Genomic DNA, 15,153 nt, shown 5'->3' with positions numbered 1-15,153 from the left:
AATATTTTTATTTTTTGGTGGAGCTAAGCGGGATCGAACCGCTGACCTCTTGCATGCCATGCAAGCGCTCTCCCAGCTGAGCTATAGCCCCTATTCAAAGACCTTCTTTTTCCTAAAAGGACAAATCAATAGCCTTAAGTGGATTTTTAGGACGAGAAAATCTGAATATCAAGAAGAATTTATATTTAATAAAAGAATACTTCTTTTACAGCTTTTAAACATCATCATCATTAGAAACACCACTTCCAAGAATATCGGTAACGTCATCATCCTCATCGTCTTCATCATGAGATAAAAACGTGTCATCATCATCACCAAGATCCACATCACTATCTTCCAAATCAGGCAGATCATCATCATCCTTAGAATCGTCATCATCATCTTCAAGAAGCATAAAAGCAGATTTTTCAAGTGCTGTATCAAGCTCTTCAGTATCAATTTCTTCTTCATTATTTGCTTCAGCTGCCGCAACCTCAAAGTAAGAACGCGGATAAGAAATTCCTGTATAAGGCGACACAATAGGGTCGCGATTAAGATCATAAAACTTCTTTCCCGTTTCCGGATCAATACGCTTCGTTCCAAGTTCTTGTTTTGCCATGGACCATGCCCCTTTGATTACTATCATTCCATTAAAAAATAAATTTTATGGTGCTTAATCGAAAAATAATGTCTTTGTCAAAGATAAATACATCGTTCTGCGCAGATTTCCTCATGACGGCTTTTACAGCATGTGCTAAAAGACATTTAATTTCGTAAAATATAGATAGAATTTTCATGCAAAAAGCAATACCCATAACCGCTTATCAATCTACCAATCTTTCTGGTACAATTAAAATACCTGGAGATAAATCAATCTCCCATCGCTCTCTTATTTTGGGAGGGCTAGCGAATGGTGAAACACATATTCATGGACTGCTTGAAAGCGATGATGTCCTTAAAACAGCTGCTGCTATGCAAGCTATGGGTGCTTGTATTCTTCAAAAAAAGAGCTCTTGGATTATTCGAGGAACCGGTAATGGTTGCCTTTTATCTGCACAAAAACCTTTAGATTTTGGTAATTCTGGGACAGGTGCTCGTCTCATTATGGGAATGGTGGGACCTTATCATATGAAAACAACTTTTACTGGAGATGCCTCTCTTTCTAAACGACCAATGGGGCGCATTCTTGATCCATTGCGTCTTATGGGTGTCGAAATTGAAACAACGCATGGCGACCATCTTCCTTTAACGCTTTATGGTCCCAAAATGGCTAATCCGATTCGCTATCGTATCCCAATGGCTTCTGCTCAAGTTAAATCCGCACTCCTCCTTGCGGGACTGAATGCCGCTGGAACAACAACTGTTATTGAACCAATTCCTACACGAGATCACACCGAAAAAATGCTCCAAGCATTTGGTGCTAAACTTGAAATAGAAAAAGATAAAAAAGGAGAATGCTTTATTCATCTCAATGGTCAACCACACCTCTCTGGGCAAACGATATATATCCCAGGAGATCCTTCTTCTGCAGCTTTTCCAATCATCGCAGCTCTTCTTGTAAAAGACTCTAATATCGTGCTTGAAAATGTTCTTATAAACAACACGCGAATAGGACTCATCGAAACATTATGGGAAATGGGTGCTCAAATTGAACTTTTGAATCAACGCCATACAGGTGGTGAAAATATTGCTGATCTACGCGTCAAATCATCAGAGCTAAAAGGCGTTACTGTACCAAAAGAACGCGCCCCATTCATGATTGATGAATATCCCGCTTTAGCAGTAGCAGCAGCTTTTGCTGAAGGAAAAACCACTATGCTTGGTATTGAAGAATTGCGCGTTAAAGAATCAGATCGGCTCGCGGCACTCGCACATGGACTAAAAGTGAACTCTGTAGAGTGTGAAGAGGGAAAAGATTTTCTCATTGTTCATGGAAAAGGCTCTGAAAAAGGTTTAGGGGGAGGACATATTACTACACATCTTGATCATCGCATTGCCATGTGTTTTCTTGTTTTTGGACTTGCTTCAGAAAAACCTGTCACCATTGATGATAAACGAATGATCGCGACAAGCTTTCCAGAATTTATCCCATTTATACAGCGACTTGGGGGGAAAATCGCTTGAAACCTTTTGTTATTGCAATTGATGGGCCTGCGGCCTCAGGAAAAGGGACATTAGCACGCAAAATTGCAACGCATTATCACCTTCATTATCTCGATACTGGTCTTACTTATCGTGGCGTTGCTTACGCGCTTTTACAACAAAAATTAGCTCTCGATGATGAAAAAAGTGCTATTGCTTATGCCAAAGAACTTGATTTTCATACCTTAAATCCAGCTTTTCTCTCTTCTCATGAGCTTGGTGAAGCCGCTTCAAAAATAGCCATTAACCCTGCTATACGTAAAATTCTTGTTGCAAAACAACGCAACTTCGCTAAAATTTTGCCTGGAAGTGTACTTGATGGACGTGATATTGGTACGGTCGTTTGCCCGAATGCAGATATTAAACTTTACATTATAGCTAATGTTCAAACACGCGCAAAACGTCGCTATCAAGAAATTTTAAAAACAGGTATTCAGGTAGATTATAAAAAAATCCTTGATGATCTTGAACAGCGTGACAGCCGTGATACAACACGTAAACAAAGCCCTTTAAGGCCTGCAAAAAACGCCCACTTGCTTGATACGTCAGAATTGAGTATAGAAGCAACATTTGCAATTGCATGCGCTTTTATTGATCCTATCATAAAAGCGCGTATAATTGGATGAAATCGTGAAGGTGATTTCCGGCCATGCGCTAATTTTTCTTCCTGTATTCAAGGAAAAAGGCAGGAAGTTGCCCAAAGTTAACACTAACCTAGCGCTAATACCTTTTATCATATAAGGTATGTATTAGGAGTTCTTATGTCACAATACAATCCCACAACAGCGGATTTCGAAGCCCTTTTGGCAGAATCCTTCCAAACAAATGATCTTAATGAAGGATCCGTTGTTAAAGGTCGTGTCATTGCAATCGAAAAAGACATGGCTATTATTGATGCTGGACTAAAAGTCGAAGGACGTATTCCACTCAAAGAATTTGGAGCAAAAGGAAAAGACGGTTCCTTGCGAGCTGGTGATGAAGTTGAAGTTTATATCGAGCGCATTGAAAATGCGATGGGTGAAGCCGTTCTATCGCGTGAAAAAGCACGCCGTGAAGAAAGTTGGATCCGTTTGGAGGAAAAATTTAATGCAGGTGCACGTGTTGATGGGATTATCTTCAGCCAAGTAAAAGGAGGATTTACAGTTGATCTCGATGGCGCTGTCGCTTTCTTACCTCGCAGCCAAGTCGATATTCGTCCTATTCGTGATGTTTCACCTCTTATGCATAACGCACAATCCTTTGAAATTCTAAAAATGGATCGCCGTCGTGGCAATATTGTTGTCTCTCGTCGTACTGTATTAGAAGAAAGTCGTGCTGAACAACGTTCAGAAATTGTTCAAAATCTTGAAGAAAACCAAATTGTTGAGGGTGTTGTTAAAAATATTACGGATTATGGCGCCTTTGTTGATCTTGGTGGAATTGATGGTCTCTTACACGTTACAGATATTGCTTGGCGGCGTGTTAACCATCCATCTGAAATCCTTACAATTGGTCAACCGATTAAAGTACAAATTATTCGCATTAATCAAGATACACACCGTATCTCTCTTGGAATGAAGCAACTTGAAAATGACCCTTGGGAAAGCATTAGTGCTAAATATCCAATAGGTAAAAAAATTACTGGAGCTGTTACCAACATTACTGATTACGGTGGTTTTGTGGAAATTGAACCAGGAATCGAAGGACTTATCCACGTTTCTGAAATGAGTTGGACAAAGAAAAATGTTCATCCAGGAAAAATTTTATCTACATCACAAGAAGTGGAAGTGGTTGTTCTTGAAATTGATCCTTCTAAACGACGGATCTCTCTTGGCTTAAAGCAGACATTTGAAAACCCATGGATTGCTTTTGCCAATAAATATCCTGTCAATTCACAAATTGAAGGAGAAGTCAAAAATAAAACGGAATTTGGTCTCTTTATTGGACTTGAAGGCGATGTAGACGGTATGGTCCATCTTTCTGATCTTGATTGGAATCGTCCTGGTGAACAAGTCATTGATACTTATAATAAAGGAGATATTGTTAAAGCCATAGTTCTTGATGTTGATGTTGAAAAAGAGCGTATCTCTCTTGGGATTAAGCAACTTTCCAGTGATAAAGTTGGAGAAGCAGCAGCTTCAGGTGAGCTTCGTAAAGGCGCTGTCGTAACATGTGAAGTAACTGCTGTGAATGATAATGACATTGATGTGAAATTAATTGATCATAATCTTGAAACAACCATTCGTCGTGCTGATCTTGCGCGTGATCGTGATGAGCAGCGTCCTGAACGTTTTGCAATTGGTCAAAAAGTTGATGCCCGTATCACAGCATTTGACAAGAAAACACGTAAAATTTCAGTGTCTATCAAAGCCTTAGAAATCGCAGAAGAAAAAGAAGCTGTTGCACAGTATGGTTCTACAGATTCAGGTGCTTCTCTTGGTGATATTCTCGGCGCAGCTTTGAAAAAGCAAGAACAAGATTAATATACTCTTGTTACAACAATTGTTTCATAGAAGGTCGCTCATATTCGAGCGACCTTTTTTGTTTTAAAGGACGTTATATACTTGCTTTTTCTATTGTCTCATCAAAAATTGCAACTATTCTTACAGTAAAACAAAAAATTTGTTATTTTTTATAAACTGTTCATATTAATGATTATAATAAAATACTCATACTCTCTCAAAGAGAAAAAGTGACATACTTTGAATCGTATAAAATATTATGGCATTCACAATATCTTTCATAACGTATTTTTTTTCAAAGCGAATAGGAAATCATCATCTCAATAAAACTGATTTTCCAATGCGTTCAATTTATAAGCTACAGGAAGATCTTTATAAATTGGGTTATGAGATAGCCTCTCAAAAATAAATCTTCCTTCCTAAATATAAAGGAGAAAATAATTTTTACAGAAGATTAAACGAAAATGCTAAGCTTATCCTTCGTGCCTTTCATACCAGTGATATGGCTATTCACAACGATAAAACCATACAACAGTTATAGCACAGCTTATCTCACTCCTTCATAAAACAACTCCCCCTTTATCAACGAAAAGCAGATATACCACGTATTTTGTTTTAGCTTGGCTTTATATTGCACATACAAATAGAAGCACACTCACTGCCATTATCAATGAATTTCAAAAAGTATGTGCTTTTAAAATCGGTGCGTTATGAGCACCATCTTCTGTTCTATAAATGCTTCTTTATTGAAAATATTCGTCGTCTTTCAGTACATCTTGAAAAAGTACGGTATATGCATCATCTTGCTCATAAAATTTTCCTTGCAGAAAATGAAACAAAATTACACTCTCTTTTTGCACGATACGAACCCTTCACTATTGATTCAACTTTTTCAGCATATTTATTCTATCGTTTATGCTGTGCATCTATCGATTCAACAACAGCATTAAACTGACTTGAAAAACAATTAAAAAGCCAAGGCAGTGGTCTAGAAATTGCAACAGCTGATGAACATACACGCCAAGCAGCAGATGATGTGACCACGGATAATATTATACATTGCTCTTAAGGCTGTAGATGATATTGATTGGACAGCATGGTTTAAAACTGTCAGTTCTGTCGATACTATCTTACGTGCAAAAAGTGATTTTTCCAAAATTGATTCTCAATCACGTAATATCTATCGACAAGTAATCGAAAAAAATGAATTAGAAGTTGCATGCAAAGCTACAGAAATGGCAAATGCAACCCCTAAAGAGACTGATCATTACAACTAATCCTCTGTTGAGTAGTATCTTATCAATGATGGACGTTATAATTTTGAAAAAGCCTATAATTATACCCCACCTTTATTTATCAAATGGATACGATATTTCTGTTGTTCAAAAATAAGAAGCATTGCAATTCCCGTCTCTTTTTTAACGCTTGCGCTTTTGTTTTCTATGATTAACCCAATTATACAGGGACAAAACCCCACAACTTATCGTGTTGAATCTTATGTCATGGCAGTAGATATTTATGCCGTTCAACCGCACTGTAGACAAGGTGGTTGGACATGGTATACGAGGCTTAGCGGGTTGGTTTTACCGTACTACAATAAAAACTCTTCTTGAAATTTATCTTCAAGCTAACCAATTATTTTTATATCCCAATTTGCCTTCCTTTTGTCCCCAATATGAAGCGAAAATAAAATATTCTAATGCTATTTATACTATTAAAATGAAATGAGGAAATGAAAATATACTCTGTGTTAATGGTAAAAAATATGTCGATATTCATGCAGGAATAAAGCTAGAAAAAACAAGTCACCATAAAATCATACAGATACTGAAATCTTAAACACGCAGAACAATAAAAGGTTTTTTATTCTTGCCCAAAACCTTAGAGTTGTTATAGTTCCTATATGGATTTATTTTGCTATACAATCATTTTAAATTTTATAAAACTGAAAGAAAAGGGATCATGAATCACCCAGATATTGCAAGACGTGTTTACAACCATACCTGGAAACTTGATCCCATTATTCGTTCACTTCTCGATACGGATTTTTACAAACTTCTTATGGTGCAGATGATTTGGGGACTTTACCCTGATGTCAATGTTACTTTTTCCCTTATAAACCGTACCAAAACAATACGTCTTGCCGATGAGATTGATGAAGGCGAGTTGCGTGCTCAACTTGATCACACCCTCAGTTTGCGCTTTACAAAAAAGGAAATGATCTGGCTGGCTGGTAATACATTTTATGGACGTAAACAAATTTTCGAACCAGATTTTCTTCATTGGCTTGAGAATTTTCAATTACCAGAATATGAACTCACCCGCAAAGATGGTCAATATATTCTTCATTTCCATGGTCCATGGGCTAATAGCTCTATGTGGGAAATTCCTGTCCTTGCCATTATTAGTGAATTACGCTCACGTGCTGCTATGAAAAAATTAGATCGCTTTGCTCTTGATATACTCTATGCACGTGCTAAAGCAAAAATGTGGAGTAAAGTGGAACGCCTTAAAAAATTATCTGATATTAAAATATCTGACTTTGGCACAAGACGCCGTCATTCTTTTTTATGGCAGCGCTGGTGTGTTGAAGCATTAAAAGAAGGCATTGGTGATTCTTTTACTGGGACTTCCAATGTTCTTCTTGCCATGGATACAGATTTAGAAGCTCTTGGAACCAATGCTCATGAACTGCCTATGGTCATTGCTGCTCTTGCCGAAAACGATGACGATTTACGTAGAGCACCCTATAAAGTCTTGCAAGACTGGAACCGTTATTATGGTGGAAATCTTCTCATTGTCTTGCCTGATACCTTTGGCACAGAAGCATTCTTACATAGCGCACCAGATTGGGTGGCTGATTGGACGGGTTTCAGGCCCGATAGTGCTCCACCTATTGAAGGTGGCGAACGTATTATAGAATGGTGGAAAGAAAAAGGAAAAGATCCACATGAGAAATTATTGATTTTTTCTGATGCACTTGATGTTAATACCATTGAAAAAACCTATCACCATTTCCATGGGAAAGTGCGTATGGGATTTGGCTGGGGAACAGATTTAACAAATGACTTTGCAGGCTGTTCTCCCCAAGAAATGATATCTTTTGATGCGCTTTCCCTTGTTTGTAAAGTAACGCATGCCAATGGTAGACCTGCCGTAAAACTTTCTGATAATCCTGAAAAAACTATCGGTGATCCGCAAGAAATACAACGTTATCTCAATTTCTTTGGCAATAAAAATGAAAAACAGATAGCTAGATCTATAAAAACCTAAATTCTAAATTCATCTGTCTAAAATTAAAAACAAACGGCTATAGAACGCATTATCAGCTATCAATAAGTTAATATAATAATTTTTTTCTGAAAGCGCTTTACATCGCTCTCCAAAGCGACTTTATGCACTTTTTATTAAAGGATTCCTATACAATTTTCTTTGCATATAAAATGATTTTATCAATATATTCTTCTACACAATCAAGTGCTTTCAAAAAAATTATTCTTTTAGTGAGTCTCTCTTATCTCTCAACATGAGAGAGAAAAATCTTTGTAAACAATTTTAAAACACTAACATATTTGGCTCATAAACCTTTTATTTCTATCATTATGCAGATGGACGCGTCACAATATAAAGAGCAATCAAAAGCAAAATCATCATCACTGATAAAGATAGCCACAAAGTAGGATGTAACATTACCCAAAAAGATAAAAAACCACCTGCCATACTCATCACTGCAAAAACTTTAACAAATGTGGAAATAGCTCTCTTTTCTTCCCACTGTTTAATAGGGGGACCAAAAACGCGATGATTATGCAACCAACGATGAAAACGTGGTGAAGAACGTGTAAAACACCATGAAGCAACTAACAAAAAAGGCACTGTTGGCATAATAGGTAATACGATACCGATAATAGCCAATATAATCATTACCCATCCCACTATAGAAGTAAAAACACGTAAAGGGTAATATGTTTTAAAGTCTTTTTGCATTTGTTCGTACTATTTTCCTTTATGAAAACGACATTTTTTCTTCTTATACTGTTTTAGTGCACAATCACTCTATTCATAAATATATTATCCTGTGATAATCTCTGCTAAAATACAAAACAGCCTATGGAATATGATAATTATCTCAAAGTTTTCAAGAAATCAGAATAAACTTTTTAGAATATAAAAAATAAAAAGGCTGCAGAACTGAATCAATGCAGCCTCTTAGTTACGAATGCAGCTCTGGGGGGAGAATACACACTGCATCCACTTGCTAGATATTAGGAGGAAAAACAATCTAGCGCTTTATTTTTTAATTAAAACAGGAATAAGAGACAATACACAAAAATGCATGGCTGATATGCAGAAATGAACTATGCTTAAATTTCCTGCATCGTTGGTCGACGAAAAAACATCAATAAAAAAATGGTTATAAAGATTAATGTTAGAATTAATACAATCGTAGAAGCAGAATCAGATCCTATAAATAAGCTTAAATAAATTCCTAAAAAACCAGAAAGAGCTGCAACAAGCATAGCAATCACCAACATAAAAGAAAATCGTTTCGTTATAAGATAAGCAATTGCTCCCGGTGCGATTAACAAAGAAATCACTAAAACAATACCAATAGCTTTTAAAGCTGCAACAATTGTAAGAGAAATCATCGTTAAAAGGATGTAATGAAGCATCGAGATTCGTAATCCCATTGCACGACCTTGAACAGAATCAAAAATATACAACATAAAATCGCGCCATTTTGCCCCTAAAATAAAAGTGACAATGCAAGAAATGATTGCAGTTTGCGTAATATCAAGCCAGTTCACACCCAAAAGATTACCGAAAAGGATATGGTTCAAATCTAAGCTACTATAAATAGATGTTGCTAATACAAGCCCTAAGCCAAACATAGATGAAAAAACAACTCCCATCACCGTATCCTGTTTAATCCGGCTATTGCTCCCTAAAAAACCTGTTGCAAGGGCGCAAACCATACCGGCAACAAAAGCGCCGCAAGTAATTAAAGCCATAGTAATATTAGCCGAGCGCATATTTTGAAACCAAGCAAATGGCAAAGAAGTCAAAAATGCTATCACCCACGGCGTTGTCATATAGCCCACAACAACACCAGGAAACACCGCATGAGAAATGGCATCACCTAACAAGGCCCATCCTTTTAAAATGAGAAAACAAGAAAGCATCGCCATTGGAATAGAAAGGATCATGACAATAAGCATACCTTTCAACATAAAAGAAAATTGAAAAGGAAGAAGTAATTGGTCAATCATGATATTACCATACCTTTTTTTGCTGCTTTTATACGTAAACGCGCCGCAATAAAACCATGCTTAGGGGCAAAAATAAATGCTAGAATAAACAAAAATGCTTGAAAAAGCACCACGACACCACCCGTCTGCGCATTCAAAAAGTAACTTACATAAACACCGAATATGCTCGTAAATGTTCCAATTATAATAGCAATAATTAAAACATTTACAAAACGATCACTTAAAAGATAAGCTGTTGCTCCTGGCGTTACGACAAGACAAATAACCAAAAATGCTCCAACTGTTTGCATAGCAGCAACAGTACAAGCAGCAAGTAATGTGAAAAAGAGAACCTTCAAGAACTTTACGTTTAATCCAATAGCACGTGCATGCGTTTCATCAAATAAAGAAACAAGAAGATCTTTCCATTTTAATAACAATATGAACAAAGAAACAAAACCAATAAAAGCCAATTGTATAATATCTGATGAACTGACTGCTAAAATATTTCCCAAAACAATAGTATCAATATTAACAGCCATCGGTTTTAATGATTTTAGAAACAATCCAAAAGCAAAAAAAGAAGAAAAAATGAGGCCAATAATGGTATCTTCTTTCAGCTTTGTCCGATGATTTAAAAAGAGCATTGCTGCTGCTGCAAGCCCACCAGAAAAAAAAGCTCCAAGAGAAAAAGGTAATTCCAAAAGATAAGCCCCTGCTACTCCAGGAACAATTGAATGGGAAAGCGCATCACCAATCAATGACCACCCTTTTAACATCAAGAAAGCAGAAAGAAAGGCACAAACACACCCAACTAGTCCGGAAACCCACATCGCATTTACCATATATTGGTAACTTAATGGTTCAAGCAGCCAATCAATCATGCAACATGCTCCACTTTTTGGATATTTTCACGCATGGAAGATGGCTCATTTTGTGTGAAAAGAGTATTCTTTTGTATACCTTGAAGATCAAAAATATGATGGTGCAAAGCACCACCAAAAGTTTTTTCAAGATTTTTCTTTGTAAAGACTGTTTCTGTTAATCCAGAAGCTAAAACTGTCCCCTTTATTAAAACTGTGTGATCACAAAATTCACGAATAGAGCCTAAATTGTGTGTAGAAACTAAAATCACAGCACCCTCTTTACGCAAATCTTGCAACAAAGCGATGATTTTATCTTCTGTTGTCACATCAACACCTGTAAACGGCTCATCTAGTAAAATAGCTTTTGCCTGCTGTGCAAGAGCACGTGCTAAAAAAACGCGCTTTTTCTGGCCACCAGAAAGTTCACCAATTTGGCGCTTAGCAAACGCCAGCATATCAACACGTTCTAATGCAACACGAACAGCTTCATAATCTCGTGTTCGCGCATAGCGAAAAAAATTCATGTGGCCATAACGCCCCATTAAAACAACATCTTCAACCAGAACAGGAAAATTCCAATCAACCTCTTCACTTTGAGGAACATAAGCAATGAGATTTTGTTTCAAGGCGACTTCAACAGGTAAATTAAATATGCGAATTTTTCCTTTTGAGGGGCGTACAAATCCCATAATTGCTTTGAATAATGTCGACTTTCCTGATCCATTTACACCAACCAATGCCGTAATAGAACCTGTTGGACTTTCAAAGTTCACTTCACGTAAAGCTGTATGTCCATTACGATATGTTACTGTTACCCCTTGGGCAAATATTCCAGATTCCATCATTGGTTTTTTACTCCCTCTAATAAGGCATCGCTAATACGTTTGCTTGTGACACGTAATAAATCAATGTAGGTTGGTACCTCACCATTTTTCTCACTTAGAGAATCCACATAAAGAACACCACCATATTTAGCGCCTGTTTCCCTAGCAACCTGTTTTGCAGGTGCAGGAGAAATAGTGCTCTCAGAAAAAACGGCTTGGATATTGTATTTACGAACCATATCAATAACATGTTTAACCTGCTGCGGCGTCCCTTGTTGATCAGCATTAATTGGCCATAAATAAAGTTCTTTCAGATCAAAATCACGCGCCAAATAACTGAATGCACCTTCACTGGTTACGAGCCAACGCTTATCTTGCGGTACAGCCGCTAATTCAGCTCTAATAGGGTCAATGGTTGCACGAATTTTTTGTTTATAAATTTCAGCATTTTCTTTATAAATGCTAGCGTTTGCAGGATCGTATTTTATAAAAGCATCGCGAATATTATCGACGTAAATTAAAGCAGAAGTTGGTGACATCCACGCATGGGGATTGGGCTTACCACTAAAAGGGCCTTCACCAATTGTAATTGGTACAACACCTTTTGAAACAACAACACTTGGAACATCTTTTATAGTTTGAAAAAACTTTTCAAACCAAAGCTCTAACCCTAACCCATTCCATAATACAAGATTTGCACCTTGTGCACGCATAAGATCGCGAGGCGTTGGCTGATATTCGTGAATTTCTGCACCCGGCTTTGTAATGGATTCAACATCAGCAGCATCACCTGCAACATTTCGCGCCATATCAGCAATAATTGTGAATGTTGTAACAGCTTTAAATTTACCAGCACATAAAGCTAAATTTGGAGTAAAAAAAATAACACTCGTGAAGACTATAATAAGCAATTTTTTTATGTTCATTAACTCTCTCTTTATTGCCAATGATTTGCATTATCACTTACAAATAACAGTTATCTTTTTTATTTGCAATGAAGGATTTTTACAAAAAATAAATTTTAAAGGTAATTTCAAAACAATCTTTCTCTCTCTAAGAAAGATCTGGTGTGTTAAGAAAAAATCTCATTTTGAAATGAACATCTTTTTTAAAAAATGAGAAATCTTAAATGCTTTAAAAAAAGCAATCCACACTGCTTCCTCTTAAACTTTATATATTTAAATTTTTAATAGTCATAGTACTTGACAAAATACACTCAACAACGAAGATATGCACCGGTTGTTTGCGTAACATTTTTGACTACCTTTGAAGAAATTTCTTCCAGCTCTTTATCTGTTAAAGTCCGTTCAATAGGCTGAATAGCAATTTCAATTGCAATAGATTTTTTATCTTCTCCAAGGTTTGAATCTTCAAAAATATCAAAAACCTGTACGGAATGAATAAGCTTTTTATCTGCTCCACTTGCAGCACGAACAATAAGAGAAGACGCAACCGTTTTATCAACGATAAATGCAAAATCACGCCGGACCATTTGAAAAGGTGATAATTTTAAAGGAGAACGGCTTTTGGTTATTTTTTTCTTGGAGACTGGAATCTGATCTAAAAACACTTCAAAACCGCATAAAGGGCCACTGACATCTAGCCTTTCTAATGTAGCAGGATGAAGAACGCCAAAAAAACCAAGGATAATCTTTGATCCAAGCTTCATAACCCCTGAACGACCAGGGTGATACCAACTAGGTGCTCCAATCTCAATTTGCACCTTGCTAATATCTATACCGCATGCATCTAAAATAGCAAAAGCATCTGCCTTTGCATCAAAAACATCAACTTCTTTTGTATTCCCATCCCAAAAACGCCCCACACCTTCAAATCGTTCTGTTCCACGGCGAATCCCACTTGCAACACGGTGTTGCTTATCAGGTGTATCATCCTCATAGATATCGGCAACTTCAAACAAAGCAAGATCTGGAAAACCACGATCCGCATTTCGCTGTGCTGCCGCTAATAAACCAGGCAAAAGAGAAGGACGCATAACGGACATATCCGCTGCTATAGGATTGACTAATTTAAGTTGCGCTTGACCACCTCCAAAAGCCAGAGCTTGTTTTTCAGAAATAAAAGACCAAGTCACTGCTTCCTTCATACCACGATGTGCTAAAGCCAAACGTGCAATACGCGCACGAAATTGCAAAACTGTTAAATTTGGACTTGTGTTCTCTGTAAAATTTTCCAATGGCATGGGTGTAATTTTATCGAGTCCGTAAATCCTCATCACCTCTTCCACTAAATCAGTTTTATAAGAAATATCAGGGCGCCATGTTGGAACTTTAACCATCACCACATCGTCTTTTCCTTCAACGCAAAATCCAAGCTTTGTTAAAATAGTTATGATTTGTTCACGCTCTATTTGCAAATGAGTTAAACGTTTAATTTCAGAAAAAGGAAAAGCAATTTGTTTGATTTCTGGTTGTTGATAACCAACAACCCTCTTCTTAGATACTTTACCACCACAAAAACGTAAGGCTAATTCTGTTGCAATTTCAAGTCCCGTTTCCATAAAAGCTGGGTCAACACCCCGTTCAAACCGATAGCGTGCATCACTAATAAGACCTAATGTACGTCCTGTCTGCGCAATACTTTGCGCATCCCAAAGTGCTGACTCAATAATAACACGTCGTGTCATCGCATCACAGCTTGTTCTTTCACCCCCCATAATACCAGCAATAGAAACAACCCCCTCTTCATCTGCAATGATACAATCTTCAACACTCAAATTATAGGTTTTACCATTAAGTGCCTGAAGCTGCTCACCTTCATAAGCACAACGTACACATAAATTGCCTTTAATCTTATCAGCATCAAAAACATGAAGTGGACGACCAAGATCAAAACTGATGTAATTGGTTATATCAACCAGCGCATTAATCGGTCTTAAACCTATTGCATTCAAACGCTGTTGCATCCATTGCGGTGATGCACTGTTTTGAACATTACATACTTCACGCCAAGAAAAACCTAAACATAAGGCTGTATTTTGCGAAAAGCTTAAAGAAACATCTAGCGATGTTTCAAAGCTCGTCTCCAATTGTGGTAAGGATAACGCTTTGAATTTTCCCATTCCAGCAGCAGCAAGATCACGGGCAATACCACGAACACCTGCGCAATCAGAACGATTAGGAGTCAAACCAATATCAATAACTGGATCATCTAAACCAGCGTAAACCGCAAATGACTCTCCAATAGGTGCGTTGTCTGGAAGCTCGATAATCCCATCATGTTCATTTGATAATTCAAGCTCACCCCATGAACACATCATTCCAAAACTCTCAACACCACGAATTTTACCTACTGATAGCGTCACATCAAGTCCTGGCACATAGGTGCCTGGTAAAGCAAGAACACCAACAAGTCCAGCACGCGCATTTGGAGCCCCACAAATAACTTGTACCGGTGTACCAGTTCCAGTATCTATCGATAAAATCTGAAGTTTATCTGCATCTGGATGTTTTTTTGCTGTTAAAACTTTTGCAATGACAAAAGCTTTTAAAGAAGAACGGTCATCAATATGATCAACCTCAAGACCTATAGCCGTTAGCTTTTCACAAATTTCCTGCAACGACGCGTCTGTTTCTAGGTGATCTTTTAACCAAGACAATGTAAATTTCATTTTAAAACCTCACATCAAAGC

At 37.2% G+C, this 15,153-nt stretch carries 12 protein-coding genes, 1 tRNA gene and 1 pseudogene; 6 read left to right on the top strand and 8 right to left on the bottom strand.

Annotated elements, in window-relative coordinates; all coding sequences use genetic code 11:
• Positions 1-15: 15 nt before the first annotated feature.
• Positions 16-91, bottom strand: a tRNA-Ala gene (locus tag K3248_RS01885).
• Between the two features lie 123 nt (positions 92-214).
• On the bottom strand, positions 215-598 hold the full coding sequence (locus K3248_RS01880; protein WP_220716676.1) for a TIGR02300 family protein: 384 nt from the start codon (positions 596-598) through the stop codon (positions 215-217).
• Positions 599-774: 176 nt separating this feature from the next.
• On the opposite strand from K3248_RS01880, the gene aroA reads away from it, so the two are divergent.
• The 6 genes and pseudogenes from aroA (at position 775) to pncB (ending at position 7,835) form a co-directional block, all read left to right on the top strand.
• Positions 775-2,103 carry a 3-phosphoshikimate 1-carboxyvinyltransferase gene (aroA, locus tag K3248_RS01875; RefSeq protein ID WP_220716675.1) on the top strand — a complete coding sequence of 443 codons (1,329 nt, stop codon included), beginning with the start codon at positions 775-777 and terminating at the stop codon, positions 2,101-2,103.
• Positions 2,100-2,747, top strand: a complete 648-nt coding sequence (cmk, locus tag K3248_RS01870) for a (d)CMP kinase (protein WP_220716674.1) — start codon at positions 2,100-2,102, stop codon at positions 2,745-2,747. Before aroA ends, cmk begins: the two co-directional genes overlap by 4 nt.
• A 135-nt stretch (positions 2,748-2,882) precedes the next feature.
• Positions 2,883-4,583 carry a 30S ribosomal protein S1 gene (gene rpsA / locus K3248_RS01865; RefSeq protein WP_220716673.1) on the top strand — a complete coding sequence of 567 codons (1,701 nt, stop codon included), beginning with the start codon at positions 2,883-2,885 and terminating at the stop codon, positions 4,581-4,583.
• A gap of 238 nt (positions 4,584-4,821) precedes the next feature.
• Positions 4,822-6,007, top strand: a pseudogene (locus tag K3248_RS08590) (protein ndvB); the annotation flags it as partial.
• Positions 6,005-6,175, top strand: coding sequence for a hypothetical protein (locus K3248_RS01855; protein ID WP_220716671.1), 171 nt, complete (start codon positions 6,005-6,007; stop codon positions 6,173-6,175). The pseudogene K3248_RS08590 and the gene K3248_RS01855, both read left to right, overlap by 3 nt.
• Positions 6,176-6,524: 349 nt before the next feature.
• Positions 6,525-7,835, top strand: a complete 1,311-nt coding sequence (gene pncB / locus K3248_RS01850; RefSeq protein WP_220716670.1) for a nicotinate phosphoribosyltransferase — start codon at positions 6,525-6,527, stop codon at positions 7,833-7,835.
• A 327-nt stretch (positions 7,836-8,162) separates the two neighbouring features.
• Here pncB and K3248_RS01845 read toward each other — a convergent pair whose 3' ends face one another.
• The 6 genes from K3248_RS01845 to pheT all read right to left on the bottom strand — a co-directional run bounded on the left by K3248_RS01845 (position 8,163) and on the right by pheT (position 15,132).
• The gene (locus K3248_RS01845) at positions 8,163-8,549 is read right to left on the bottom strand and encodes a YbaN family protein (RefSeq protein WP_220716669.1); all 387 of its coding nucleotides are present in this window, start codon (positions 8,547-8,549) and stop codon (positions 8,163-8,165) included.
• A 377-nt stretch (positions 8,550-8,926) separates the two neighbouring features.
• A complete protein-coding gene (locus K3248_RS01840) occupies positions 8,927-9,832 on the bottom strand; it encodes a metal ABC transporter permease (RefSeq protein WP_220716668.1) in 906 nt (301 codons plus the stop codon).
• The gene (locus K3248_RS01835; protein ID WP_220716667.1) at positions 9,829-10,695 is read right to left on the bottom strand and encodes a metal ABC transporter permease; all 867 of its coding nucleotides are present in this window, start codon (positions 10,693-10,695) and stop codon (positions 9,829-9,831) included. The genes K3248_RS01840 and K3248_RS01835 overlap by 4 nt, the downstream gene beginning before the upstream one ends.
• Positions 10,692-11,522, bottom strand: a complete 831-nt coding sequence (locus tag K3248_RS01830; protein ID WP_220716666.1) for a manganese/iron ABC transporter ATP-binding protein — start codon at positions 11,520-11,522, stop codon at positions 10,692-10,694. Before K3248_RS01830 ends, K3248_RS01835 begins: the two co-directional genes overlap by 4 nt.
• Positions 11,519-12,427: a metal ABC transporter substrate-binding protein gene (locus K3248_RS01825; RefSeq protein WP_220716665.1), complete on the bottom strand. Its 909-nt coding sequence runs from the start codon at positions 12,425-12,427 to the stop codon at positions 11,519-11,521. The genes K3248_RS01830 and K3248_RS01825 overlap by 4 nt, the downstream gene beginning before the upstream one ends.
• A gap of 290 nt (positions 12,428-12,717) precedes the next feature.
• On the bottom strand, positions 12,718-15,132 hold the full coding sequence (pheT, locus tag K3248_RS01820; protein WP_220716664.1) for a phenylalanine--tRNA ligase subunit beta: 2,415 nt from the start codon (positions 15,130-15,132) through the stop codon (positions 12,718-12,720).
• Positions 15,133-15,153 lie beyond the last annotated feature (21 nt).

This window comes from Bartonella raoultii (genome assembly GCF_019659805.1).
Lineage (GTDB): Bacteria > Pseudomonadota > Alphaproteobacteria > Rhizobiales > Rhizobiaceae > Bartonella > Bartonella raoultii.
Note: the sequence above shows the minus strand (reverse complement) of the source record. Positions and strands in the feature narration are given on the sequence as shown.